Raw genomic sequence first — 24,686 nt, 5'->3', positions numbered from 1 at the left:
TCACGGGGCCGTTTACCGCCGATCCGCTGCACCCAGCGACTCGGTCACGTCAACGGAGGTAGTAAGTGCGCAAAGTAGTCGTGGGACTACTCGGTGCCGCAATGGTCAGCAGCGTCGGGATCTCCCTCCCGGCCGCGGCGATGGCGGCCCCTCCGGTGGATCCGGCCCCGGCGACGGCCAGCAAGAAGGCCCCGGTGGACGAGTTTCCCAACCCGTTCGAGGACAAGCGCCGGGAGCTGCGTGAGGCGGCCATCAACGGCATCCTCAAGGGCACCGTCAAGACGCAGCAGCGCGGCGGTAGCACCGTTGCCAAGCTTGGCAAGACCCGCGGTGGTGGCGAGACCAACCGCCGCGTCGCCCGCGCCGGTCAGGACCAGTACGTCGAGCTGACCAACGAGCGGACCGACAAGATCTTCGTGATCCTGGCGGAATTCGGCAACGACCGGCACCCGGACTACCCGGACGTCGACAGCGACCCGGCGACGCCGGGCCCGACGACCTTCGAGGGCCCGCTGCACAACGCGATCCCCTCGCCGGACCGCACCAAGGACAACAGCACGGTGTGGCAGTCTGACTACAACCAGGCCCACTACCAGGAGCTCTACTTCGGTAAGGGCAAAGGCGTCGAGTCGCTCAAGACCTACTACGAGACCCAGTCGTCCGGGCGCTACAGCGTCGACGGCAAGGTCTCCGACTGGGTGAAGGTCAACTACAACGAGGCCCGCTACGGTCGCGACTGCGACATCACCGGCGCCTGCACCGACACCAACATGTGGGCGCTCGTCACCGACGCCGCCAACAAGTGGGTCGCCGACCAGAAGGCCGCCGGCCGCACCGACGCGCAGATCGCCGCCGACATGAAGTCCTACGACCAGTGGGACCGTTACGACTTCGACGGCGACGGCGACTTCAACGAGTCGGACGGCTACATCGACCACTTCCAGATCGTCCACGCCGGCGGCGACCAGTCCGACGGTGACCCGCAGCAGGGTGAGGACGCCATCTGGGCGCACCGCTGGTACGCGTACAACACCTCGGCCGGCGTCACCGGCCCCGCCACCAACAAGGCGGGTGGCACGCAGATCGGCAACACCGGCGTCTGGATCGGTGACTACACCGTCCAGCCCGAGAACGGCGGCCTGAGCGTCTTCGCTCACGAGTACGGCCACGACCTCGGCCTGCCGGACGACTACGACACCTCCGGTGGCTCGAACAACAACAGCGAGTTCTGGACCCTGATGGCGCAGAGCCGTCTCTCCGGCGCCGGCGAGCCCCTCGGCACGCGCCCGGGCGACCTCGGTGCCTGGCAGAAGCTCCAGCTCGGCTGGCTCGACTACGAGACCGTGGTCGCGGGTCAGAAGAAGACCCTCGAGCTCGGCCCGCAGGAGTACAACAGCTCCAAGGCGCAGGCCGCGGTTGTGGTGCTGCCCGACAAGGAGGTCACCACCGACCTCGGTGCGCCGTTCGCCGGCACCAAGCAGTACTTCTCCGGCAACGACGACAACCTCAACACCACGCTCACCAAGTCGGTCGACCTGACCGGGGCCACCTCGGCGTCGCTCGACCTCAAGGGCCGCTACAACATCGAAGAGGGTTACGACTACCTCTACTTCGAGGCCTCCACCGACGGCACCACCTGGACCGCGCTCGACGGCACGGTCAACGGCGAGCCGCTGATCAAGGACGGCGCGGTGCCCCCGCGTCCGGCCCTGGGTGGCGACAGCGCCGGCGAGTGGCGCAACGTCAGCATCCCGCTGACCGCGTACGCCGGTAAGAAGGTGCAGGTCCGCCTGCACTACATCACCGACGGCGGCCTGTCCGCGGGCGGCTTCTTCGGCGACGACCTCACCATCACGGTGAACGGCGCCGCGGTCTCCACCGACGGTGCCGAGGCCACCCCGACCTGGACCGCTGCCGGTTTCAGCATCGAGGGCTCGTCCTACACCGACGAGTACGACAACTTCTACATCGCGGGCAACCGCACGTACACCAAGTTCGACAAGTACCTGAAGACCGGCCCGTACAACTTCGGCTGGGCGAGCACCAGGCCGGACTGGGTCGAGCACTTCGCGTACCAGCAGGGCCTGCTGATCTCGTACAACGACACGTCGGTCGCTGACAACAACGTCAACGTGCACCCCGGCCAGGGTCGTAACCTGATCATCGACAGCCGCCCGGCGCCGTTCTACAACCTCGACGGCACCCCGTGGCGCTCGCGCATCCAGCTCTACGACGCGCCGTTCGGCACCACCAAGGCGGACTCGTTCACGCTGCACATCAACGGCAAGGCCAGCTACATCCGCGGCCAGGCCGCGCAGCCGACGTTCGACGACACCAAGAAGTACTTCTACGACGAGATCCCGTGGGCCGGCGTCAAGCTGCCGGCCGTCGGCGTCAAGATCAAGGTCGTGGAGCAGAAGGGCACCTCGCTCAAGGTCAAGTTCTCCTGATCCACCCGCACCACAGCGACGCCCGGGGGCCGAGGCCCCCGGGCGTCGCCCTTTTCTCACCCCCACGGGAACCCGCAGGGCCGGGCCCGGGTCTCACTCACGGAGGTGGGTCATGATCTCGTTTTCCCGTACGGCCACAGCAACGTTCCTGGTCCTCGGCAGTCTGACGGGGTGTTCCGGCGCCGAAGTGACACCCGGCAACTCCGTGCCCGTCACCCCCAGCGACTCGGCCTCCACGGTCGCGCCCGCACCCAGCGGTCCGTACAACTCGGTGCCCACCGGGCCCGCGCCGTCCAAGCCGGCCGGCATCCCGAAGACGCCCACGGACAACATCCCCTCGCCCGGCTGGATCGAGGGCACGATCACCCGCGGCGGCGGCGGCCCCTGCTACGGGCTGGTCACCTTCGACGGTGTCGCCTACGCCATGTACTCCGTCGAGGGCATCAAACTCGCCAAGGGCGACCACATCCGGGCCGAACTGACCCCGGCGAAACTGCGCATCGACTGCGGTGAGGGCATCCCGGTCGCCATGGGTGCCATCCAGCGGTTTCCCTAGGCCCGTACGCTGGTTCGCATGAGTGCCCAGGTGGACGAGGCGTGCGTACTGACGGAGGGCCCCTGGACCCACCGTTTTGTCGGCGCCAACGGCAGCCGGTTCCACGTCGTCGAGGCGGGCACCGGGCCGCTCGTCCTGCTGCTGCACGGCTTCCCGGAGTTCTGGTGGGCCTGGCACGACGTGCTGACCCGGCTCGCCGACGCGGGCTTCCGGGCGGTGGCGGTCGACCTGCGCGGATACGGCGCCAGCGACAAGCCCCCGCGCGGCTACGACGGCTACACGATGGCCGCCGACGTGACCGGCCTGATCCGCGCGCTCGGCGAACGCTCGGCGATGATCGTCGGCGCGGGCGCCGGCGGCATGATCGGCTGGGCCGCGGCGGCCTTCCACCCCAAGATGGTCAGCCGGCTGGTGGTGCTCGGCGCGGCCCACCCGCTGCGGCTGCGCGCGGCGCTCTTCGCCGACCCCCGCGGCCAGGCGGCGGCCAGCGCGTCGATCCTGCGGTTCCAGGTGCCCCGCTACGAGCACGTGCTGACCAGGAACGACGCGGCCGTGGTCGGCGAGCTGATCGAGCACTGGAGCAGTCCGAGATGGACGCAGACGGCCGAATACGCGGAGTACGCCGCCCGGTGCCGGGAGGCCATCCAGATCCCGCAGGCGGCGTTCTGCGCGCTCGAGGCGTACCGGTGGGTGTTCCGGTCCGCGCTGCGGCTCCAGGGCTACCGCTTCGTCAAGCTCATGCAGCAGCCGCTGGTCACCCCGACCCTGCAGATGCACGGCGAGCTGGACACGGCGGTGCTGCCCCGCACGGCACAGGGCTCGGGCCGCTACGTGATCGCGCCGTACGAGTGGCGGCTGATCCCGGACGCCGGCCACTTCCTCCACCAGGAGGCGCCCGACCTGGTCACCGGCGAGATCCTGCGCTGGCTCAAGGCCTGATCAGACGCGGTGCTCGTAGAGCTCGGTGACCTCGTTCGCCGGGGCCCAGCCCTGGTAGACGCCGAAGTCGAACTCCTCCAGCCCCAGCTCCCGGGCGACCGGCGCGCGGCCACCCGTGTACTCCAGGCGCAGCCAGTTGTCGGCCTCGGCGAGCACGATGAACGGCTCGCCGCGCCACGAACAGGTTGTCCGGACGTACACCAGGTCGCCGAACTCGCCGGGCTTGAGCACCCGGACGTGCCGGCCGGGCCGGACCTCGTCGAAGCCGTCGGCGGGCTCGGGCGCGTAGACCCGCACGTTCTCGCCGTCCGGCGCGGCGTCGTACTCGCGCCCCTGCCAGTTGACCACGTAGCCGTCCCGCATCACTGCTCACCGACCCGGCGCCACACCGGCGCGTCACAGTCGAAGACCGCGATCATCTGCTCGGTGCCGTCGGCGTCCATCCGCCACAACTGCGCGCCGTGCGGCAGCCGCACACTGTCCACCTTGAACTCCGCGATGACGTCCTTGCCCTCGCCGGGGGCGAACCCGTTGCCCCGGAACGGCGGCCGCTCGATGACCCAGCCGTCCATGGCCCGCAGTGCCTGCTCGCTCTGCCCGCCGTACGGGATGCGGTAGAGGCTGGGCCGGTGAGCCGGCCAGCGGAGCACAAAGGCCTCCTTGGCGTCGCCCTGATAGGGCGAGCCGTCGTAGAGCAGGCCGAGGGCCGCGAAGAGATCGCCGGGGCTGCGCAGGTGCTCGACCTCGCCGGACCGGTGCACGAACCCGGCAACCCGGTCGTAGCCCCGCTCCAGGTAGTAGTCGACCTGCTCGGCCGGCACTGCCTTCTGCATCATGGTCAGCTGCGCGGTGGCCTCGGCGGGCTGCGGCTGCGGCACCGGCGCCGGCGCGTCCACCGGCTCGCCGCCCAGCCCGGCCTCGACCGCCCAGGTGGCAAGCGCGATGACCTGCGGACCGGGATACTTCGCGCCGATCGGCGACGTCGGATTGACGGCGAACGACCAGGCCGGATCGGGCCAGTTCCGGATCAGATCGACGAACCGCACCCCGACCGTGCGGGTGGGCTCGGCGAAGTGCTCGGCGAGCCGGTCCCGGCTGGTGAAGACCACCAGGAACCGGTCACCGTCGATCTCCTCGGTCCGGAAGGCGAACCCGGACTCGCCGGGAGCGCTGCCGGGCCGCGAGTTGGACGCGACGGGCACGAGAACGGTGGCGAGCAGCAGCGTGGAGAGGAAGGAATCGGTGCTGCTCTCATCGACGGCGCGGTAGAGGTCGCGCTCGACCTCGTTCGCCGGTACGAAGTCGTCGTCGAAGCTCGTCCTGGAGTCGGCGGAGTCGGCCGCGGTGCCGACCGGTCCGTCCTGGCCGGGACCGCTGCCGATGCCGGGACCGCTGCCGGTGCCGGTGCCGGGACCGCTGCCGGCCGACCAGGTATCGGCTGGTCCGGTGCCGGATGTGGCGTCCGCGTCGGTCGTTGCGGCATCAGTGGTGTCGGCGCCCGTCGTCCTGGCGTCGCCGGTGCCGGTCGTTGTGGTTTGGGCCGCTTCCGGGCCGGAGGTGCCGGGTCGGGCCGGTGCCGGGTCGGGCCGGGACGGCGCCGCGCCGGGTGGCTGCGGGGACGGCGTCGACGGCGCGGGCGGGATGGTGGGCCGGGATGCTCCGGCCGGGACGATCGGGGTGCTCGCGGAGCGGCCGGCACCACCTGCGCCGGGGATGACCGGCGGCACCAGGCCGGGCTGCGCCGACTTGGCCTGCTCCTGGGTAGCAGGCGGGGCAGCGCGGTTGCCGGCGAGGGCCTGAGCGGCGGCGGCCATGGAAGGCGGCCGTTCCTCGGGCGCGGTGACCTGACGGCGCGGCAGCCCACCGGGGGGCGCGCTCTGGTCGTCGTCCTGGCCCCTGACCCCGGTCTCGCCGGAGCCACCCGGGACATCATCGGTGCCCGGCGGCGGCGGGATGTGGGCGGGCAACGGCGGCGTCTGGGCCATCGGCGTCCGCGTGGGCAGCGGGGAGTCGGGCCGCTGCAACGGCTGCGGGGCGGCAGGCGCGCCACCCGTGGGGGCTGCGGTGCGACTGCCCAGGGCGCTGAGGGCACTGGAACCGGGGGCAGACCGCGGGCCGGAACCCGCCGAATCGCTCGGGGGCAGAGTCGGCGGCTGATAGGCGGCAGGCACTTCACCGGCGGCACCGGCCGCGGGCCGCAGACCACCACCGGCCCGCGCCGATGGGCCGCCGGGCTGGGCCGGTGATCCACCGGGCCGGACCGATGGGCCGCCGGGTCGGGCCGATGGGCCGCCGGGCTGGGTCGGCGATCCGCCGGGTCGGGCCGATGGGCTACCGGGCTGGGCCGGTGATCCACCGGGTCGGGCCGATGGGCTGCCGGGGTCGTGGGTCGGGCCGCCGGCGGGTCCACGATCGCCTGGCTGGTCGGCGGCCGGACCGCCGGGCTGAGCGGGACGAGGGCCGGACGACGTGCCGAAGCCGTTGAACTGGCCGCCGGGGATGCCGCCGTCATGTCCAGCCGGGGCTCCCGGCACCCGGGAGGGCAGACCGCTGGGCAGCACCGCTCCGGGGGTGCGCAGCGGCAGGCCACCCGGCCCGACCGGGGCGCCGGAACCGGCAGCGGCGGAAGAAGAGGAATCAGGCAGCCGGCCACCCAGGCCGGCGGCGGATCCACCACCCGCCGGGTCACCCGAGAACCGCCCGTCGGAGGGCGACCCGCCATACGCGGACGCCGACGAGCCGGCAAGAGGCGCAGAACCGCCCGAAGGTGTCGAGCCGGACGCCAGGCCGGCCGGCGCCCCACCACCGGAACCAGCCGGTCCGGTCGGCATGGACCCACTCGGCACGGACCGGCCCGGGACGGTCCCGCTCGTGGCAGCACCGCCATAGGCCGAACCACCAGAGCCGGCACCACTGGAGCCAGGACCACCGGAGCCGGCGCCGTAGGCCGGACCGCCAGACCCAGGACCGCCGGAGCCGGCGCCGTAGGCCGGACCGCCAGACCCAGGACCATCAGGCCCGGCGCCGTAGGCCGGACCGCCAGACCCAGGACCATCAGGCCCGGCGCCGTAGGCCGGACCACCTGACCCAGGAGCGCCGGAACCGGCACCGTAGGCCGGACCGCCGGAGCTAGATCCGCCGTAGGCAGGGCTGCTGGAAGCGCCGCTGGGCGCGGGGCTGCCCGGGATGGGCCCGCCAGACTCCGGGCCCGCATAGGTCTGTGCCGCCGCGTTGTATCCCTGGGCCGCAGCCGTCGCGGCCAATGTCGCCGCGGCGTGCAGGTCCTGGATGCGGTTCGGCGCGTTGCTGCCCTCGCGGCCCGGGCCGCGGGTCGGCAGGCGCAGGTCGCCGCGGGAGAGCTGGGCCACGAACCAGGCCGGCAGGTATCCCTCGATCGGCAGGCCCGGGTTGACCGCCAGCCACCATTCGAGGTTCGGCCAGGTGTCGGCCAGTTCCTGGTACGCGACGCGGCGGGCCGAGCCGGTGTAGTCAGCCAGGCACGCCTGCAGGGCGGACGGCGAGGTGAAGGCGAGGACATGCGTACGGCCGCCGGTGCTCCACGTGCCCCAACCGAGCGGGGCGAGGCCGGCGAGGGCATCCGCCGAGACCGGAAGGAGCAGGTCGACACCGGCGAGAATGCGGAAGTAGGACTCCTGGTCGTCGGTGCGCAGGGCATTGCGCATCGCGATCTCGGCGTCCGTAGCCGGTTCCCACTCGGTCACGTCCACCTCTCCCTTCGCGGCGAACGGGCCATCTCAACGCGTACAACCTACAAGGTCAGGCGCCGATCACAATGGGCGGCCGTACGCATACAGCCAAGAAGTGTGATCGAACCCGATTGTGTCGCGTAGCGATACTGCCCGATGACCCGGGGTAGCCGGATCGCGGGAGAGTCAGGAACGGCCGGGACCAGACGGCCCGGCCGCCCCTGCGAAGGCTCAGAGGAAGCGCTTCTCCGCGTTGCCCTCGGTCGTCGCGTAGTCCTGCGCGGACCGGTCGACCGCAAGCTTGATGTCGCGGAGGATGTTCTTGAGGTCGGTGGCGGCCGTGTCCCACTTCTGCTGGCGCTGATAATACGCCGCCTGCGCCTTGCCCTCCCACGTGTCCACCAGCGGTTTCGCGTCGGCCTGGAGCTGGCTGAGCTTGGTGTCGAGCTGGTCGACAGCACTCTGGATGTCGACGCCGGCGTCAGCCAGGGCAGCGAAGTCAACGCGTAGCAAACCGTCGCTCATGTCGTGCTCCTTCGAGATCGAAGTTAGAGCGGCAGGCTGACGCCGCCGCCACCGGACTTGGCCACCTGACTGGCGGCCGAGGAGTCGGTGGTGTCGTAGCTGACACCGGAGGTCCTGATCGCCTCGGCGGTGTCCGCGAGGGCCTTGTTGAGCTGCTTGAGGTCCTGCTCGTACTGGTTCTTCACGGACTCGAACGCCCGGCCGCCGCTGCCGACCCAGGCGGTCTGCAGCCGGGAAAGCCGGCCGATGAGCTTGTTGAGCATGTCCGTCAACTCGCTGTTGACCTGGTCGAAACTCGCGGAAACCCGCGCCATCTCCACGGAACTTGCCTGCGTCTGGGACACCCCGGACGTCACCCCGCTTTCTTGATCGTCTGTCCTGCCCGGGGTCCGGCATGGCTCGCTTTCCGCCGCGGACCCGGGTGCGTTGACGTGACATTCAGGTTAACCGCTCCCGGGTAACAGTGGGGGGCCCGCCTGAGCTGCCGTTTATCCATTGCCGTCGCTGACCGTAACGGGTCGGACGCGGCCACGGTAGCCGGGTCGGGGACCCTGTGGATATCCACAGGGCCCCCTGCGTCCGCGGCCCGCGCCATACGATGAGCCCGCTCAGGCAAGGCGAAATCGGGGAAGGGCAGGCGCACGGTGACGGCAGACCTGGCGGGCGGTCGCAGCTTCCCGGAGCTCAGCGGCGCGGGCGAGCGACTGCCGAAGGTACGCACCCAGCGTGTCCGACATGGACGTTTATTCGGTATTCGCACCGGTCAGTGGGTCAGCACCCAGGTGGCCGCCGTCGCCTTACTTGTCGGGGCAGTCAACGGCCCGATCGCGCTCGCCGCTGCGGCCTTCGTGGCGATCGTCCTGCTCGCCGTCACGTGGCTGCGGCTGCGCGGCCGGTGGGCGTTCGAGTGGCTCGGCACCGGGATGCGATTCGCCGGGCGCCGGCACACCGTCGCGGTCGCCGACCGGCCGACCGCGCTGCTCGAGTTCGTCGCGCCCGGCGCCCGGATCGAGCAGACCGAGCTCGCCGGCGACCCGGGCGCGGTGCTCGTCGACGGCTACGGCCTGACCGCGGTGCTGGAGCTGGGCGACCCCAGCGGTCTGCTCGCCGAGGAGACGGTCACGCTGCCGTCCCCGGCTGGCCTGCTGCCGCCGGCCGGCACCGAGCACCCGCCGTGCCGTCTCCAGCTCATTCTCGTCGGCGCCCCCGCGCCCTCGCTGCGGGCCGGCGGCGGCACCCCGGCCAACTCCTACCGCCAGCTCACCGACGGCCGCCTGCTCGGCCACAGCCGGGCCCTGTTGGCCGTGCGCGTGCTGCGGGCCGACGGCTGGTCCGAAGACGATCTCCGGCGGGCGCTCTCCGGGCTGGTCCGCAAGCTGCTGCGCCGGCTCGGCCCGACCCCCGCCCGCCCGCTCGGCGAGGCCGCGGCCCTGCGGGTGGTCTCCGAGCTGGCCCATGACGACGGCATCGGCGCCGCCCAGGAGACCTGGCCCGGCCTGCGGGTCGGCAGCCTGACCCAGGCCACGTTCCGGCTGCGCCGCTGGCCCGACCTGCGCGTCGAGACCTCGCGCCGGCTGGTGTCCCGGCTGTTGACCCTGCCCGCGGCCGCGACCACGGTCGCCCTGGGCGTGGGCCCACGCTCCGCCACCGGCGCGGAGACCGCCATCGACCTCACCGTGCGGCTGGCGGCTCCCGACAGCGCGGCTCTGTCCGTGGCCACGCAGGCCCTGCGCAAGGTACTGGCCGGCGAGCGCGCCACGGCCCGCCGGCTGGACGGTGAGCACCTCGACGGGCTCACCGCGACCCTGCCGCTCGGCATCCCGGAGGTGCCCGGCCGGCCCAGCCCGGATGCCGCCCGGGCCGACCTGCTGGACGACCTCCAGCTGCCGATCGCCCCGGCCGGGCTCATGATCGGCAGCAACCGCCGGGGCGAACCGGTGATCGCCCGGCTGTTCCGCCCGGAGCAGACCAGGGCGCTGCTGGTCGGCGGTGTCCGCTGCGCCCAGCTGGTGGCGCTGCGGGCGATGGCGCTGGGCGCCCGGGTGGTCGTGCAGACGGCCCGCCCGCAGGCCTGGGAGCCGTTCGTCCGGGGCGCCGCGGTGCCGGGCGAGGCGATCACGGTCATCCCGCCGGGCCGGGCCGTGGAGATCCCCCCGGGCTCGGCGCTGCATCCGCTGCTGGTGGTGGTCGACATCGGCCCGGTCGGCGCCGACAACCGCCCGGGCGCGGGCTGGCAGGCCACCTTGGTGGTCCGGGACGACTTCAGCCCGGCCGACGCCGACGCGGCCTCCCGGGCCGACCTGGTGCTGGTCCAGCCGCTGCGCCCGGAGGAGGCGGCGCTGGTGGGCGCGGCGCTGGGGCTCGGCGAGGCGGCGAAGTGGCTGACCCAGATCCGCGCGGACATGGTCGGCGTCATCAACCGGCGTGCGGTCCGCTGGGCGATGCTCTCCCAGACCCCGATCGAAGCCCAGCTGATCGGCCCCCCGGTCCGCGGCTGAGCCCCTCGGCCGGGCTGAGCCCTCGGCCGGGCTGAGCCCTCGCCCAGGCTGAGCCCCTCGGCCGGGCTGAGCCCTCGCCCAGGCTGAGCCCTCGCCCAGGCTGAGCCCTCAACCGCCGCTCAGCCTCAACCGCCGCTCAGCCCCAACCGCCGCTCAGCCCCCAACCGCCGCTCAGCCCCAACCGCCGCTCAGCCCCCAACCGCCGCTCAGCCCCCAACCGCCGCTCAGCCCCCAACCGCCGCTCAGCCCCCAACCGCGGCTCAGCCCCCAACCGCGGCTCAGCCATGGCCGCGGCCGTGCGCAAGGCCGGCCGCGCCGGAGCCAGTGATATCTATCGATTCGTCGTGTTTGCCGGGGTATGAAGGCAACGAGCTCGTCAAGATCGGGGAGTGTCGCCCACCCGGGTGGCCCCGGCGTGGCACCATCCCGTGCCATGGGCATCCTCATCCGGCTGGTCATCACCGCCGTCTCGCTGTGGATCGCAACGCTGGTGATCGACGGCATCCGTCTCACCACCGAGTCCCTCGGGGGGCAGATCGGCGCGCTGCTGGCCGTCGCGGTGATCTTCGGCATCGTCAACGCGGTGCTGCGCCCGATCATCAAGACGATCGGCTGCGGGCTCTACGTGCTGACCCTCGGCCTGATCTCGCTGGTCGTCAACGGCCTGCTGTTCCTGCTGGTCAGCTGGATCGCCGGCCAGTTCGATCTGCCGTTCCACGTGGACGACTTCTGGCCGAGCGCGATCCTCGGCGCGCTGCTGGTCGGCGTGGTGAGCTGGGTGCTCAACATGCTGGTCCCGGACGGCGGCGACGACTGAGCCGATGAGCCCCGTACTCCAGGAACGGCGCGACGGCCTGCTGCTGAGCACCGATCCCGGGCTGATCGACCATGAGCTGGTGCACGGCTGGATCTCCGGCACCTACTGGGCGACCGGCCGGTCCGCCGAGACCATGCGCCGGGCTATCGCCGGCTCGGAGCCGGTCGGCGTGTACCGGGAGGCCGACGGGCGCCAGCTCGCCTTCGCGCGGGTAGTGACAGATGGCGTCGTTTTCGCGTACCTGTGTGATGTTTTTGTCGATCCGGAGTGCCGCGGTCGCGGCCTGGGCGGCTGGCTCGTTCGCGTCCTGCGCGACGACCTGGCGCGGCGCGGCCTGAAGCGGTTCGTGCTGGTGACCCGCGACGCGCACCGGGTCTACGCGCCGCTGGGCTTCGAACCGGTCGACGCCGGGCGCTGGATGGAGTGTGACCTGCAAGCCGCCACCGGCTGATTGGCCTGGTGAGCTACGACATAAGCAAGGAGCGAGCCCTCGGCTGGACCTTACGGTGAGCGGATGGGCGAGGAACGGCGAGGCTATCTGTACGGCCTCACGGCGTACGTGTTGTGGGGCTTCTTCCCGATCTACTTCAAGCTGCTCGCTCCCGCGCCGCCGCTGGAGATCCTGGCGCACCGGGTGATCTGGTCCGTGCTGTTCATCAGCGTGGTGCTGCTGGTGCTGCGGAACTGGCGCTTCCTCGGCCGTATCCTGCGCGACCGCCGGCTGTTCGGCGGGATCACGCTCGCCGCCGTGCTGATCGGCGTGAACTGGGCGACCTACATCTACGGCGTCAACTCGTCCCGGGTCGTCGAGACGGCGCTGGGCTACTTCATCACGCCGCTGGTCGTTGTGCTGCTCGGCGTAACCGTGCAGCGCGAGCGGCTGCGGCTGTGGCAGTGGGTCGCGCTCGGCTTCGGTGGGCTGGCCGTCGCCGTGCTGACCGCCGACTACGGGCACCTGCCCTACATCGCGTTGGTGCTGGCCGCCAGCTTCGGGTCGTACAGCCTGATCAAGAAGCGGCTCTCGCTGCCGCCGGCCGAGGGGCTCTTCATCGAGTCCGCCGTGCTCGCGGTGCCCGCCCTGGGCTACCTCGCCTGGCTGAACCTCACCGGCGGCGCCGAGTTCGGGCACGTGTCGGCCGGGCACACCGCGCTGATGCTGTTGTCCGGCGTCGCTACCGCCGTACCGTTGCTGCTTTTTGCCGGCGCGGCCAACCGGGTGCCGCTGGTCGGCATCGGCATCCTGCAGTACGTCGCGCCGATCCTGCAGCTCGCCTGTGGCGTGCTGCTCTTCCACGAGCCGATGCCACCCGCCCGGCTGGCCGGGTTCGGGTTGGTCTGGATCGCGCTGATCATCTTCACCGTGGACGGGCTGCGCGGCGCGCGGACCGCGGCCAATGGGAGGGCGGCGGCTGCCGCAGCGGCCGCCACCGCCGAACCAGCCGCCGCCCTTCCGCCACGCTGACGGGCGAACCCGTCAGGGGACGTTGTAGGAGAGCAGGGTGCGATCGTCTGTGCGCACCAGCGCAAGCCGCGAGAGCGTCCCGGTGGTGAAGTGCGTCAGGCCGGACATCTTGACCTCTTTGCCCGGCGACGCGGTCCACGAGCCCAGCTGCTCGCTCTCCTCATCCGGGCCGTAGGCCATCAGCCGGATCGTGTACGGCTGCGAGTCCTTGTCACCGTTGTAGAAGCACTCCAGCTCGACCTTGGTGCCACCGGCCGCACCGGCCAGGTTGATCCGGGCGGACACCTGCACCCGCTCGTTGGCCGGGGTCATGGCGATCGCCGGGCCGGGCACCGCAGGATCCGGACCGGCGCCGCGGCCCATCCAGAAGACCGCGCCGACGCCGACGACCAGCGCCAGGCAGGCGGCGGCGAGCGCCGAGCCGAGCACCCGCCAGCGGACCCGGCGGCGCTCGTCGCGTCGCGTCGACTGGGCCGCCGTGACCAGGTCCGGCATGCTCATGCTGGTGCGGCGGGTCCGCATGGGCTGCGGATCGGGCGAGAGCAGCTTCTCCAAGTCGGCGGGGTCCAGCCGGCCGAGCAGCCCCGGCAGCACGGCGATGTCGGCCACCGCCTCGCGGCAGAACGAGCAGGTCGCCAGGTGGCGCTCGTAGGCGGCGCGTTCGGCGGGAGACAGGGCGCCCAGGACGTACGCACCGTCGTCGTGCTCGTGGTCGCACCTCATCCCGTCACCCCCATCTCGTCCAGGACCATGCGCAGCGAGCGCAGGGCGTAGTGCGTCCGCGACTTGACCGTGCCCGGCGGCACCCCCAGCCGCGCGGCCGCCTCGGCCACGGAACGCCCCTGGTAGAAGCACTCCACCAGGACCTCGCGGTGACTCTGGGACAGCCGTCCGAGGGCCTCCGCGACCGTCCAGGCCTCCACGGCCCGGTCGGCCTCGTCCGCGCTGGGCGGCGGCTCGGGAATCATGTCGGTGACCACCTCGCCCACCCGGACCGACCGGCGCCGCCAGGCATCGATCGCCAGGTTGCGCGCGGTGGTGAACAGCCATGACCGCACCGCGCCACGTTCCGGGTCGAGTGCCTCCGGGTAACGCCAGGCCCGCAGCAGCGTCTCCTGCACCAGGTCCTCCGCCCGCTGCCGGTCGCCTCCGGAGAGCCGTACGGCGTGCGCGAACAGGGCTTCCCCGTGCTCGTCCTGCAGGGCGCGCAGCAACTCGGCATCCTGATCTTCCAAGCCTGCCGACCTCCTCCGCGCGCTCCAACCCGTACTACGTGCCGGGTGGGCGGGCGGTTCAACGGCAGGTCAGGCAGTGGCGGCGTCTCCCGCGGAGAGGGCCTCGGCGACGCTGCGGGCGGCGGCGGTGAGCTTGGCGCGCACGACCCGGGCAGAGGTCAGCATCTCCGCAGCCGGCAGCGCACAGGCCAGCACCAGCCGGCGTTCCATGTCCCGGTCGGCGACTACGTTCACCGCGGCGCAGGCGAGCCCCTGGCGGAACTGGCCCATCTCGAGCTGCATCCCGCGCCGCTCGCCCGCGGCCAGGTCGGCCTCGAGCGCCTCGGGCGAGGTCAGCGTGGCCGGGGTGAACGCCCGCATGCCCCAGTCGCGCAGATAGCGGGCGCGCTGGTCGGCCGTGAGCGTGGCGAGCAGGGCCTTGCCGAGCGCGGTGGCGTGACCGCCCTCGTCGAAGCCGGGCACCATGTCGTCCATGAACGGCGACCGGGCGCCCTCGGCGGACGCGGTCACCGCGATCCGGCCGCCGACGAAGCGGCCCAGATAGTGGCTGTAACCGGTCTCGACCGCGGCCCGGCGCAACGCCTCGCCCACCGACGGCGGCCCGCGGAAGGCGGAGACGAGCTCGCGGTACCGGTCCGCGATCTCCAGGCCGACAATGTAGGTGCCGTCTTCCCGACGGATCACATAGCCCTCGTACGCCAAGGTACGGACAAGGTGATACGTCGTCGCAACGGTCAGCTCACATCGCCGAGCGATCTGTTTCACGGTGAGTCCGCGCGGGGCCCGACCCACCGATTCGAGCACGCGCAGGGCGCGTGACACGCTCCGGATGAGATCTGACGGCTCCGCCAGGGGGTCGCGCACAGCCACCTCCGACGCCGGGGACTTACACCATATGAATAATCTTCCTCGGACGGAATGCCTGAAGCGTGTCGACCATGACCGATCTCTACGCGACGTGTGGTCATTGACACTCACTGTCCCGGGTCGGCACCGCCGCGGCATACGCTCCGACTGATGGCCGAGCCGCAGACCTCCCCCGCCGAAATCGCCGCTACCAGCGCGAACGCGGCCCGCCCGCTGCGCGCCGCGACCGGGGCGCTGACGACCACCATCGCCTGTTCGGTTCCGGTCTTCCTCGTCGGCGGTCTCGCGGTCCAGATCAGCCAGGAACTGGATTTCAGCCCCGCGGGGCTCGGACTGGCCGTCTCGGCGTACTTCGGCGCCAGCGCGCTCGCCTCCGTGCCCGCCGGCGCCCTCGTCGAACGGTACGGCTCGACCGCCATCGCCCGGGCCGGGATCAGCCTGGCCGCGGTGTCCCTGCTGACGATAGCGGTGGCGGCCCGCTCACTGTGGAGCCTGATCGCGATCCTGGCTCTGGGCGCGGCGGCGAACGCGATGGGCCAGCTGGCGAGCAACACCAGCCTGTCCCGGCACGTACCGGTGCGCCGGCAGGGGTTGTCGTTCGGCGTGAAGCAGGCGGCGATCCCAGTGAGCACACTGCTGGCCGGGGCGGCGGTGCCGGTGGTGGCGCTGACCGTGGGATGGCGCTGGGCGTTCGTGTTCGCGGCTGCCGGGGCCGCGGCGGCGTTGCTGCTGGTGCCGGCCGAACGCAACGAGCGCCGGCACAAGGCGGCAAACGGCGGCGACCGGGCCACCGCGGCGCTGGTGGTGATCGGCATCGGCGCGACCCTGGCGGCCGGCTCCGCGAACGCGCTGGGCACCTTCCTGGTCGACTCGGCGGTGTCCCGCGGCCTGGCGCCCGGACCGGCCGGGCTGGCGCTGACCCTGGGCAGCGCGGTCGGGGTGCTGGCCCGGATCGGCGGCGGCTGGCTGGCGGATCGCCTTCCGGACCGCCAGATCGGCGTCATCGCGGGGATGCTGGCCGTGGGCGCCGGCGGGCTGGCGCTGCTCTCCCAGGCCGGCATGGCGCCGCTGATCGTGGGCGTGGTGCTGGGCTTCGGCCTGGGGTGGGCGTGGCCGGGGCTGATGAACTTCGCGGTGGTCCGGCTGCACCCGCAGGCCCCGGCGGCGGCCACCTCGATCACCCAGACCGGCGTGTACGCGGGCGGCTGCATCGGCCCGCTGAGCCTGGGCGCGGTGGCCACGGCGGCGGGCTACCCGACGATGTGGACGGTGGCGGGAATCGCGATGCTGTGGGCGGCGGCGGCGATGGTGCTCGGCAGCCGCATGCTGCACCGCCATGCAAACCGCGCTGCGGCGCTCACAGAGGCCGGCTGACGGGCCCAGCCGCCGCGGTGGGCTCAGCCGTCACGGCTCAGCCGGTGCGGTCGCGGCTCAGCCGGTGCGGTCGCGGCTCAGCCGGTGCGGTCGCGGCTCAGCCGGTGCGGTCGGCGATGAAGTCGCAGAGCGACTCCATGGCCTGCCGCGGCGATCCCTGCGGCAGCGGCACGAGGCGCGAGCGGGCCTCTTCCGCATAGGTGCGGACGGTCTCCCGGGCCCGCTTCATCGCACCGGACTCCCGCAGCAGCCCCAGCGCCTCGGCGTGCAGCGCGTCGTCGACCAGCGGCCCGGAGGCGAGCAGCTCGCGCAGCCGCACGGCGGAAGCGTCGGTGTCGTCGCCGGCGAGTGCGTAGAGCACCGGCAGGGTCGGCACGCCTTCGCGGAGGTCGGTGCCCGGCGTCTTGCCCGACTGCACCGACTCCGACGCGATGTCGAGCAGGTCGTCGGAGAGCTGGAACGCGATGCCGATCGTCTCGCCGTACCCGGTGAGGGCCTCGACCTGCTCGGGGGTGACGCCGGAGAACAGGCCGCCGAAGCGCGCCGACGTCGCGATGAGCGACGCGGTCTTCTCGGTGATCACGTGCAGGTGGTGGGCGATCGGGTCGGAACCGCGCGGCCCGGCGGTCTCGGCGATCTGGCCGTGCACGAGCCGGGCGAACGTGCGCGCCTGCAGCCGCACCGCCTCGGGCCCGAGCGACGCGGCGATGTCGGCGGCCTGCGCGAAAAGGTAGTCACCGACGAGGATGGCGATCGAGTTGCCCCAGCGGGCGTTGGCGCTGAGCGCGCCGCGGCGCACGGTGGCCTCGTCCATGACGTCGTCGTGGTAGAGCGTGGCCAGGTGGGTCAGCTCGACGACCAGCGCGGCCGGCACGATCTCGGCCCGCGTCGGGTCGCCCATCTGCGCCCCGAGGGCGAGGATCAGCGGCCGGAACCGCTTGCCGCCGGCATCCATGAGGTGCCGCGCGGCCTCGGACACCAGCGGATCGGCGCTGGCGACGTTGCTGCGCAGCGCATCCTCCACCACGGCAAGCGTCGCCGTCACCGACGCGTCGACCGCAGGATCGATGTCGAGGCCGAACGACGTCAGCGCGCTGTCACCGGTGCTCACCACAGTTTCACGATGCCATACGACCCCGACCCGGGCGGGCCCAGGGGTCCCACCAGCAAGATCAAAAACACTGCGAAGGTACGGAACCGGAAAAGTCCCGCCGCCACGGCACCCGAGCACCTGCCAACTCACCCTGATCAGGCCGCTACCGGCCGGGTCGATGGCCGAGGCGAGCGCAGAGAATTTGGCACAAGTGACCCTGCTCTCCCACCGGTCCAGCCGGGAGGTGCAACTCGGAGACCTTGGTAAAAAGTGGCCCTCATAGGGGCCGATATTTACCAAGGTCTCGGGACCAGCCCCGAAGGGGGCGGGGGTGCAATCAGCTGGCAGGGTAAGGGTGGCCGGTCATGAGCCGCCAGGCGATTGGTCGCCCTTGCCCGGTCTCGGCGGGAGCGACGGTCGGCGCCATGCAACCACGCACGACATGACCTTGATCTTGATGGAAGCACCCCGGCCGGAACGGAGCCGGCCGGAGTGCTTTCCGGTTATCGCACGAACTGGGCTGCGTCGTTGGTCAGGTCCAGCAGGGGTGCCGGGATCACGCCCAGCGCCAGCGTCACGATCACGCCGATCACCAGCGCCGCCGACGTCAGGAAGCCCGGGATCGACACCGTCGGGGTGCTCTCGCCCGGCTCGGACAGCCACATCATCACGATCACCCGCAGGTACGGGAACGCCAGCAGCATGCTGGTGACCACGCCCACGATGACCAGCCAGGTCTGGCCACCCTCGATCGCCGCGCCGAAGACCGCGAACTTGCTGGTGAAGCCGCTGGTCAGCGGGATGCCCGCGAAGGCGAGCATGATGAACGAGAAGGCACCCGCGTAGAGCGGGCTCTTGCGGCCCAGGCCCGCCCAGCGGGACAGGTGGGTCGCCTCGCCGTCCGCGTCGCGTACCAGCGAGACGATGCCGAACGCCGCCAGCACCGAGAAGCCGTACGCGACCAGGTAGAACATCGTGCTGGACAGGCCCTCCTTGTTGAGCGCCAGGACGCCCACCAGCAGGTAGCCCGCGTTGGCGATCGACGAGTACGCCAGCAGCCGCTTCATGTCCGTCTGGGTGACCGCCAGGATCGCGCCGGTCAGCATCGTCAGGACGGCGATCGCGCCGAGCACCGGCTGGAAGTCCCAGACCACGCCCTCGAAGGCGACGTAGAGGATGCGCAGCAGCGCGCCGAACGCCGCGACCTTGGTGCAGGCCGCCATCAGCGCCGTGATCGGCGTCGGTGCGCCCTGGTACACGTCCGGCGTCCACACGTGGAACGGCGCCGCCGCGCCCTTGAACAGCAGGCCGATGGCCACCAGGGCGAGGCCGCCGTAGAGCAGCACCTCGTTGCGGGCCGGGTCGGCGACGGCGTCGTGGATCGCGGCCAGGTCGACCGCGCCGGCGAAGCCGTAGATCAGGGCCACGCCGAACAGGAAGAACGCCGACGCGTACGAGCCGAGCAGGAAGTACTTGAGCGCCGCTTCCTGGCTGAGCAGGCGCCGGCGCCGGGCCAGCGCGCACAGCAGGTACAGCGGCAGCGACAGCACCTCGAGCGCGACGAACATCGTCAGCAGGTCGTTCGCGGCGACGAAGAGCAGCATGCCGCCGAGCGAGAAGATGGTCAGCGGGTAGACCTCGGTGGCGCCGGGCCGGCCACCCGCCTGCCGCAGGTCCTTCTCCGAGCCGACCGTGATCGCCGCCTGCGACACGAACGCGCCGCCGGCTTCGACCGTGCGCTCGCCGATCAGCAGCATCGACACCACGCCGAGCAGCAGGATGCTGCCCTGCAGGAACAGCGTCGGGCCGTCGATGGCGACCGCGCCGCCGATGGTCACGACCCGGGTGTTGCGGGTCAGGATGACCGCGGCCAGCGCCGCGACCAGGGAGGCGAGCGCGAGGGTCAGCTGCACCCCGTTGCGCCGGCCCTTCGGCAGCACCGCCTCGATCAGGATGCCGAGGCAGGCCGCGCCGAACAGGATCAACATCGGCGACAGGGCGCCGTAATTGATCTCCGGTAGTTTGAGGTCTCCCATGGCTACGGAGCCACCTTTCCGTTCGCGACCGCGGTCGGCGCCGGATCGGTCGTGCCGACGTCCTGCATGGTTGCCTCCACCGCCGGGTTGATCACATCGGTGACCGGCTTCGGGTAGAAGCCGAGGATCAGCAGCAGGACCACCAGGGGCGCGACCACGAACTTCTCGCGGAGGCTGATGTCCTTGTGCATCGCCGGGACCTCGGTGAGCGCCGGGTTGAGCGTGCCCTGCGTCGTGCGCTGCACCATCCAGAGCACGTACGCGGCGGCCAGGATGATGCCCACGGTGGCGATGACCGCGTAGACCTTGTGCACCGTGAACGTGCCGATCAGCACCAGGAACTCGCTGACGAACGGCGCGGTGCCGGGCAGCGCCAGCGAGGCCAGACCGGCGAAGAACAGCACGCCGGCCAGCACCGGGAGCAGCTTGCCGGCCCCGCCGAAGTCGCTGACCAGCGAGGAGCCGCGGCGGGCCACGAACATGCCGACGACCAGGAACAGCAGGCCGGTGGCGAGGCCGTGGTTGACCATGTAGAGCACCGAGCCGGTGCCCGCCTGGGTGGTGAACGCGAAGATGCCGATCCCGATGAACCCGAAGTGGGCGATCGAGGTGTACGACACCAGCCGCTTCAGGTCGTTCTGGCCGACCGCCAGCAGCGCGGCGTAGATGATGCCGATGACGCCGAGGATCAGCGCCGCCGGGGCGAACCAGCGCGACGCCTCCGGGAACAGCGAGAGGCAGTACCGCAGGATGCCGAAGGTGCCGACCTTGTCCAGCACACCGACGAGCAGCGCGGCGGCGGGCGCCGGGGCGGCGACACCGGCGTCGGGCAGCCAGGTGTGGAACGGGAAGAACGGCGCCTTGACCGCGAAGGCGATGAAGAAGCCGAGGAACAGCCAGCGTGCGGTGGTGGTGTCGAACGCTCCCGAGACCTCGCTGAGCTTCTGCCAGTCGAACGTGTGCCCGCCGACGACCCAGAGGCCGATCACGGCGGCCAGCATGAACAGACCGCCGACCAGCGAGTAGAGGAAGAACTTGACCGCCGCGTACTGCCGGCGGGCGCCGCCGTACGAGCCGATGATGAAGTACATCGGCACCAGCATGACCTCGAAGAACACGTAGAACAGGAACACGTCGGCGGCCGCGAAGACGCCGATCATCGTGCACTCGAGGGCGAGCAGCAGGGCGAAGTAGATCGGCACCGACCGCTGGGTCTCCTCGACGTCGTTCCAGGACGCCAGGATCACCACCGGCACCAGGATCGCGATCAGCATGAGCATCACCAGGGCGATGCCGTCCGCCGCGAAGGTGAACCGGGCGTCCCAGGTGGGGATCCACTGGTAGGACTCGCGGAACTGGAAGCGGTCGCCGCCGGCCTCGAACACGATCCACATGACGATGCTCAGCGCGAGCACCGCCAGCGACCAGCCCAGGGCGACCGTCTTGGCCAGGTGCGCCCTGGTCTTCGGGATGAAGGCCACCACAGCCGCCCCCAGCAGGGGGAACAGCGTCAGGATGGACAGGAACGGAAAGTCGGTCACGCCAACCATCCCAACTGGATTGCGAGGAAGGCACCGACGACCAGGACTACGCCGGTGAGCATGGACAACGCGTACGAGCGGACGAAACCGGTCTGCAGCCGGCGCAGGCGACCCGAGCTGCCGCCGACGGCGGCCGCGAGGCCGTTGACGGCGCCGTCGATGCCCTTGTTGTCGAGGAAGACCAGCGCGCGGGTCAGGTAGATGCCGGGCCGCTCGAAGACGGCCTCGTTGAAGGCGTCGGTGTAGAGGTTGCGGCGGGCCGCGGTGACGACCACACCGGCCGGCTCCGCCACCTTGGCGGTGCCGTTGCGGAACAGCGCCCAGGCCAGGCCCGCACCGGCGATGGTGATGAGGGTCGCCAGCGCGGTGATCCAGCCGTGGCCGATCACCGGCTCGTGCGCCGCCTCCTCGGCACCCAGGACCGGTTCGAGCCACTGCGCGACGCTGGTGTGCATGAGGTAACCGGCGCCGATCGAGCCGAGCGCCAGCAGCATCAGCGGAACCGTCATGATCAGCGGCGACTCGTGCGGCTCGTGGATGTCCTCGGTCCACCGCTTCGGGCCGTGGAAGGTGAGGACGAACAGCCGGGTCATGTAGAAGGCGGTCAGGCCGGCACCGAGCAGGGCCGCGCCGCCGAAGAGCCAGGAGGTCCAGTCCCCCCGCTCGAACGCCGCCGCGATGATCGGCTCCTTGGACCAGTAGCCCGACAGCGGGAAGATGCCGATGATCGCGAGCCAGCCCATCATGAAGGTGAGCCAGGTCCACCTCATGTACTTGCTCAGCCCGCCGAACCGCCGGATGTCGACCTGGTCGTGCATCCCGTGCATGACCGAGCCGGCGCCGAGGAACATGTTGGCCTTGAAGAAGCCGTGCGCGAGCAGGTGGATGATCGCCAGCGCGTACGCGCCGCCGCCCAGCCCGACGCCGAGGAACATGTAGCCGATCTGGCTGACCGTCGACCAGGCCAGCACCCGCTTGATGTCGTCCTTGGCCGCGCCGATGATGCAGCCGATCAGCAGGGTGAGCGCGCCGACGCTGACCACGATCGTCTGCAGCGTGGCGTTCGCCGAGAAGATCGGGTTGGACCGGGCGATCAGGTAGACGCCGGCGGTGACCATCGTCGCGGCGTGGATCAGGGCCGAGACCGGGGTCGGGCCCTCCATCGCGTCGGGGAGCCAGGCCTGCAGCGGGAACTGACCGGACTTACCGGCCGCGCCGAGCAGCAGCAGGATGCCCATGACCAGGACGGTGCCGGCGGACAGCGCGCTGACGCCGTTGAAGACCTCGTCGTACTGGGTGGTGCCCAGGGTGGCGAACATCAGGAAGATGCCGATGGCCAGGCCGGCGTCGCCGACCCGGTTCATCAGGAACGCCTTCTTGCCGGCGGTGGCCGCGGACGGCCGGGTGTACCAGAAGGAGATCAGCAGGTACGACGCCAGGCCGACGCCCTCCCAGCCGAAGTAGAGCATCACGTAGTTGTTGCCCAGGACCAGCAGCAGCATCGCGGCGACGAAGAGGTTGAAGTAGCCGAAGAACTTCCGCCGGCCCTCGTCGTGCTCCATGTAGCCCACCGCGTACAGGTGGATCAGCGAGCCGACGCCGGTGATCAGCAGGACGAACACGCCGGAGAGCGGGTCGAAGAGCAACCCGAAGTCGACGTGCAGCTTGCCGACGGCGATGAAGTCCCACAGGCTCTGCTCCGCCGACCGGGCCTCCGGGTCGAGCCCGCGCAGGCTGAGGAACATCGACAGGCCGAGCACAAACGTGGCGGCGACCGCCGCGACGCCGAGCCAGTGCCCCCACTTGTCGGCCTTCTTGCCCAGCACCAGCAGAACCGTGGCGCTAGCGAGCGGAATGGCGACAAGCAGCCAGATTCCGCTCAGCAGCCCCGTCGCGTGGGCGTACTCCACTGTCTGTTCCACGTGAAGGCCCCTTTAGTACTTGAGGAGGTTGGCGTCGTCGACGCTGGCCGAACGCCGCGTCCGGAAGATCGACATGATGATGGCCAGTCCGATGACGACCTCGGCCGCGGCGACCACCATCACGAAGAACGAGATGATCTGGCCGTCGAGCGAGCCGTTGATCCGGCTGAAGGTCACCAGGGCGAGGTTCGCGGCGTTCAGCATCAGCTCGATGCACATGAACAGCACGATGGCGTTGCGGCGCACCAGGACGCCGGTGGCGCCGATGGTGAACAGGATCGCCGCCAGCACCAGGTAGTAGTCAGGAGTCACTTCTCTGTCCTCTTCAGTGCGGCTTCACTCGCGCTCAGCTCACGCACGGGCAGGATCGCCGAGATGCTGCGCTCCGAGCCGTTGCCGTCCGGCAGCCGGGCCGGCGCGGCCACCGACATGGTGTTCGCGTAGACGCCCGGGCCCGCTTTCGCCCCCGGGTACGAGCCCGGCCGGAAACGCGCCTTCATGCGCGTGACCTGGTCGGCGATGTCTTCCTTGGCGCGCTCGACGTGCGCCATCACCATCGCACCGACGGCCGCCGTGATCAGCAGCGCGGAGGTGATCTCGAAGGCGAAGACGTACTTGGTGAACAGCAGCCGGGCGATGCCCTGCACGTTGCCGCCGTAGGCGTTGTTCGCCTCGGTCAGGCCGACGGCCGTGGCGCCGTCGAACGAGCGGCCCAGACCGGTCGCGACCAGCACGCCGAACGCGACGCCGAGCAGGATCGCCGCGATCCGCTGCCCGCGCAGGGTCTCGATCAGCGAGTCGGAGGCGTCCCGGCCGACCAGCATCAGCACGAACAGGAACAGCATCATGATCGCGCCGGTGTAGACGATGATCTGCACCGCGCCGAGGAACGGCGCCTGGTTGATCACGTAGATGAAGCCCAGGCACAGCATCGTGACGACCAGCCAGAGGGCGGAGTGCACCGCGTTGCGCGCGATGACCATGCCCAGGCCGCCGATGACGGCGAGCGTGCCCAGGATCCAGAAGCCCCACTCCTCGCCGGTGGAGACCTGACTGGCCGCGGCGGCCGCGTACTCGATCATCGAGCCACCTCGCCCAGTGCGTCCTCGGTGACCGCCACGGTCAGCGGCGCCCGCTCGGCGCCGGCCGATGTGCCCGGGTTGGTCAGCGCACCGAGGTAGTAGTCCTTGTCGGTGTCACCCAGCCGCATCGGGTGCGGCGGCTGCTCCATACCGGGCAGCAGTGGCATCAGGAGGTCTTCCTTGGTGAAGATCAAATCCTGACGGTTGTCGCGAGCCAGCTCGTACTCGTTGCTCATGGTCAGCGAACGGGTCGGGCAGGCCTCGATGCAGAGCCCGCAGAAGATGCAGCGGGCGTAGTTGATCTGGTAGATGCTGGCGTACCGCTCACCCGGTGAGAAGCGCTGCTCCTCGGTGTTGTCGCCGCCCTCGACGTAGATCGCGTCCGCCGGGCAGGCCCAGGCGCACAGCTCGCAGCCGATGCACTTCTCCAGGCCGTCCGGATGCCGGTTGAGGATGTGCCGCCCGTGGTAGCGCGGCGCCGGCGTCGGCGGGGTGAACGGGTAATCGGTCGTGATGACCTTGCGGAACATGTGCGCGAAGGTCACCCCGAAGCCCTTGAACGAGCCGGTGAACGTTCCCACG

22 protein-coding genes are annotated in these 24,686 nt (G+C 71.0%); 8 read left to right on the top strand and 14 right to left on the bottom strand.

Annotated features, from left to right (window positions below):
• Positions 1-65 precede the first annotated feature (65 nt).
• The 3 genes from ACIBQZ_RS00210 to ACIBQZ_RS00200 all read left to right on the top strand — a co-directional run bounded on the left by ACIBQZ_RS00210 (position 66) and on the right by ACIBQZ_RS00200 (position 3,945).
• The gene (locus ACIBQZ_RS00210) at positions 66-2,450 is read left to right on the top strand and encodes an immune inhibitor A domain-containing protein (RefSeq protein ID WP_396086232.1); all 2,385 of its coding nucleotides are present in this window, start codon (positions 66-68) and stop codon (positions 2,448-2,450) included.
• 112 nt (positions 2,451-2,562) lie between these two features.
• Positions 2,563-3,006, top strand: a complete 444-nt coding sequence (locus ACIBQZ_RS00205; RefSeq protein WP_396086230.1) for a hypothetical protein — start codon at positions 2,563-2,565, stop codon at positions 3,004-3,006.
• A gap of 18 nt (positions 3,007-3,024) precedes the next feature.
• Positions 3,025-3,945 (top strand): alpha/beta fold hydrolase, encoded by a 921-nt coding sequence (locus ACIBQZ_RS00200; protein WP_396086228.1) that lies wholly within the window; start codon positions 3,025-3,027, stop codon positions 3,943-3,945.
• Here the strand turns inward: ACIBQZ_RS00200 and ACIBQZ_RS00195 are convergent, their stop codons facing one another.
• The 4 genes from ACIBQZ_RS00195 to ACIBQZ_RS00180 form a co-directional block, all read right to left on the bottom strand.
• Positions 3,946-4,311 (bottom strand): hypothetical protein, encoded by a 366-nt coding sequence (locus ACIBQZ_RS00195; RefSeq protein WP_396086227.1) that lies wholly within the window; start codon positions 4,309-4,311, stop codon positions 3,946-3,948. It abuts the gene before it with no gap.
• Positions 4,308-5,930: an SseB family protein gene (locus tag ACIBQZ_RS00190; RefSeq protein WP_396086226.1), complete on the bottom strand. Its 1,623-nt coding sequence runs from the start codon at positions 5,928-5,930 to the stop codon at positions 4,308-4,310. Before ACIBQZ_RS00190 ends, ACIBQZ_RS00195 begins: the two co-directional genes overlap by 4 nt.
• A gap of 1,953 nt (positions 5,931-7,883) precedes the next feature.
• Positions 7,884-8,177 carry a WXG100 family type VII secretion target gene (locus ACIBQZ_RS00185; RefSeq protein ID WP_396086224.1) on the bottom strand — a complete coding sequence of 98 codons (294 nt, stop codon included), beginning with the start codon at positions 8,175-8,177 and terminating at the stop codon, positions 7,884-7,886.
• A 23-nt stretch (positions 8,178-8,200) separates the two neighbouring features.
• Positions 8,201-8,521 (bottom strand): WXG100 family type VII secretion target, encoded by a 321-nt coding sequence (locus ACIBQZ_RS00180; protein ID WP_396086223.1) that lies wholly within the window; start codon positions 8,519-8,521, stop codon positions 8,201-8,203.
• A 300-nt stretch (positions 8,522-8,821) separates the two neighbouring features.
• On the opposite strand from ACIBQZ_RS00180, the gene eccE reads away from it, so the two are divergent.
• The 4 genes from eccE to rarD all read left to right on the top strand — a co-directional run bounded on the left by eccE (position 8,822) and on the right by rarD (position 12,954).
• Entirely contained in the window at positions 8,822-10,675 is a 1,854-nt protein-coding gene (gene eccE / locus ACIBQZ_RS00175) for a type VII secretion protein EccE (RefSeq protein ID WP_396086222.1), read from the top strand.
• A 433-nt stretch (positions 10,676-11,108) separates the two neighbouring features.
• Complete coding sequence (locus ACIBQZ_RS00170; protein ID WP_396086221.1) at positions 11,109-11,492, top strand: phage holin family protein; 384 nt, start codon at positions 11,109-11,111, stop codon at positions 11,490-11,492.
• A 4-nt stretch (positions 11,493-11,496) separates the two neighbouring features.
• A complete protein-coding gene (locus ACIBQZ_RS00165) occupies positions 11,497-11,943 on the top strand; it encodes a GNAT family N-acetyltransferase (protein ID WP_396086219.1) in 447 nt (148 codons plus the stop codon).
• A gap of 63 nt (positions 11,944-12,006) precedes the next feature.
• A complete protein-coding gene (rarD, locus tag ACIBQZ_RS00160; protein WP_396086218.1) occupies positions 12,007-12,954 on the top strand; it encodes an EamA family transporter RarD in 948 nt (315 codons plus the stop codon).
• Between the two features lie 12 nt (positions 12,955-12,966).
• Here the strand turns inward: rarD and ACIBQZ_RS00155 are convergent, their stop codons facing one another.
• The 3 genes from ACIBQZ_RS00155 to ACIBQZ_RS00145 all read right to left on the bottom strand — a co-directional run bounded on the left by ACIBQZ_RS00155 (position 12,967) and on the right by ACIBQZ_RS00145 (position 15,053).
• Positions 12,967-13,677, bottom strand: coding sequence for an anti-sigma factor family protein (locus ACIBQZ_RS00155; RefSeq protein ID WP_396086217.1), 711 nt, complete (start codon positions 13,675-13,677; stop codon positions 12,967-12,969).
• The gene (locus tag ACIBQZ_RS00150) at positions 13,674-14,189 is read right to left on the bottom strand and encodes a sigma-70 family RNA polymerase sigma factor (RefSeq protein WP_396086216.1); all 516 of its coding nucleotides are present in this window, start codon (positions 14,187-14,189) and stop codon (positions 13,674-13,676) included. The genes ACIBQZ_RS00155 and ACIBQZ_RS00150 overlap by 4 nt, the downstream gene beginning before the upstream one ends.
• 69 nt (positions 14,190-14,258) lie before the next feature.
• Positions 14,259-15,053 carry an IclR family transcriptional regulator gene (locus ACIBQZ_RS00145; RefSeq protein ID WP_212989640.1) on the bottom strand — a complete coding sequence of 265 codons (795 nt, stop codon included), beginning with the start codon at positions 15,051-15,053 and terminating at the stop codon, positions 14,259-14,261.
• A gap of 153 nt (positions 15,054-15,206) precedes the next feature.
• Here ACIBQZ_RS00145 and ACIBQZ_RS00140 point away from each other — a divergent pair, with 153 nt between their 5' ends.
• A complete protein-coding gene (locus ACIBQZ_RS00140) occupies positions 15,207-16,430 on the top strand; it encodes an MFS transporter (protein WP_396086215.1) in 1,224 nt (407 codons plus the stop codon).
• Between the two features lie 97 nt (positions 16,431-16,527).
• On the opposite strand, the gene ACIBQZ_RS00135 is transcribed toward ACIBQZ_RS00140, so the two are convergent.
• From ACIBQZ_RS00135 to nuoI, 7 genes are all read right to left on the bottom strand, one after another.
• A complete protein-coding gene (locus ACIBQZ_RS00135; RefSeq protein WP_396086781.1) occupies positions 16,528-17,520 on the bottom strand; it encodes a polyprenyl synthetase family protein in 993 nt (330 codons plus the stop codon).
• A gap of 506 nt (positions 17,521-18,026) precedes the next feature.
• On the bottom strand, positions 18,027-19,559 hold the full coding sequence (nuoN, locus tag ACIBQZ_RS00130) for an NADH-quinone oxidoreductase subunit NuoN (RefSeq protein ID WP_396086214.1): 1,533 nt from the start codon (positions 19,557-19,559) through the stop codon (positions 18,027-18,029).
• Between the two features lie 2 nt (positions 19,560-19,561).
• Positions 19,562-21,100 (bottom strand): NADH-quinone oxidoreductase subunit M, encoded by a 1,539-nt coding sequence (locus tag ACIBQZ_RS00125; protein WP_396086212.1) that lies wholly within the window; start codon positions 21,098-21,100, stop codon positions 19,562-19,564.
• The gene (nuoL, locus tag ACIBQZ_RS00120; RefSeq protein ID WP_396086211.1) at positions 21,097-23,022 is read right to left on the bottom strand and encodes an NADH-quinone oxidoreductase subunit L; all 1,926 of its coding nucleotides are present in this window, start codon (positions 23,020-23,022) and stop codon (positions 21,097-21,099) included. The genes ACIBQZ_RS00125 and nuoL overlap by 4 nt, the downstream gene beginning before the upstream one ends.
• Before the next feature lie 12 nt (positions 23,023-23,034).
• Positions 23,035-23,334 (bottom strand): NADH-quinone oxidoreductase subunit NuoK, encoded by a 300-nt coding sequence (gene nuoK, locus ACIBQZ_RS00115; protein WP_396086210.1) that lies wholly within the window; start codon positions 23,332-23,334, stop codon positions 23,035-23,037.
• Positions 23,331-24,104, bottom strand: a complete 774-nt coding sequence (locus ACIBQZ_RS00110; RefSeq protein WP_396086209.1) for an NADH-quinone oxidoreductase subunit J — start codon at positions 24,102-24,104, stop codon at positions 23,331-23,333. The genes nuoK and ACIBQZ_RS00110 overlap by 4 nt, the downstream gene beginning before the upstream one ends.
• Entirely contained in the window at positions 24,101-24,685 is a 585-nt protein-coding gene (gene nuoI, locus ACIBQZ_RS00105) for an NADH-quinone oxidoreductase subunit NuoI (RefSeq protein ID WP_396086208.1), read from the bottom strand. The genes ACIBQZ_RS00110 and nuoI overlap by 4 nt, the downstream gene beginning before the upstream one ends.
• Position 24,686 lies beyond the last annotated feature (1 nt).

This window comes from Actinoplanes sp. NPDC049599 (genome assembly GCF_044465625.1).
In the GTDB taxonomy this organism is placed as follows: Bacteria; Actinomycetota; Actinomycetes; order Mycobacteriales; family Micromonosporaceae; genus Actinoplanes.
Note: the sequence above shows the minus strand (reverse complement) of the source record. Positions and strands in the feature narration are given on the sequence as shown.

Excerpts from the sequence above, each read along its gene's own strand:
- ACIBQZ_RS00205 (WP_396086230.1), top strand. The coding sequence starts at position 2,563 with ATGATCTCGTTTTCCCGTACGGCCACAGCAACGTTCCTGGTCCTCGGC.
- ACIBQZ_RS00200 (WP_396086228.1), top strand. The coding sequence starts at position 3,025 with ATGAGTGCCCAGGTGGACGAGGCGTGCGTACTGACGGAGGGCCCCTGG.
- ACIBQZ_RS00190 (WP_396086226.1), bottom strand. The coding sequence starts at position 5,930 with ATGGCCCAGACGCCGCCGTTGCCCGCCCACATCCCGCCGCCGCCGGGC.
- ACIBQZ_RS00185 (WP_396086224.1), bottom strand. The coding sequence starts at position 8,177 with ATGAGCGACGGTTTGCTACGCGTTGACTTCGCTGCCCTGGCTGACGCC.
- ACIBQZ_RS00170 (WP_396086221.1), top strand. The coding sequence starts at position 11,109 with ATGGGCATCCTCATCCGGCTGGTCATCACCGCCGTCTCGCTGTGGATC.
- ACIBQZ_RS00165 (WP_396086219.1), top strand. The coding sequence starts at position 11,497 with ATGAGCCCCGTACTCCAGGAACGGCGCGACGGCCTGCTGCTGAGCACC.
- rarD (WP_396086218.1), top strand. The coding sequence starts at position 12,007 with ATGGGCGAGGAACGGCGAGGCTATCTGTACGGCCTCACGGCGTACGTG.
- ACIBQZ_RS00155 (WP_396086217.1), bottom strand. The coding sequence starts at position 13,677 with ATGAGGTGCGACCACGAGCACGACGACGGTGCGTACGTCCTGGGCGCC.
- ACIBQZ_RS00140 (WP_396086215.1), top strand. The coding sequence starts at position 15,207 with ATGGCCGAGCCGCAGACCTCCCCCGCCGAAATCGCCGCTACCAGCGCG.
- nuoN (WP_396086214.1), bottom strand. The coding sequence starts at position 19,559 with ATGGGAGACCTCAAACTACCGGAGATCAATTACGGCGCCCTGTCGCCG.
- ACIBQZ_RS00110 (WP_396086209.1), bottom strand. The coding sequence starts at position 24,104 with ATGATCGAGTACGCGGCCGCCGCGGCCAGTCAGGTCTCCACCGGCGAG.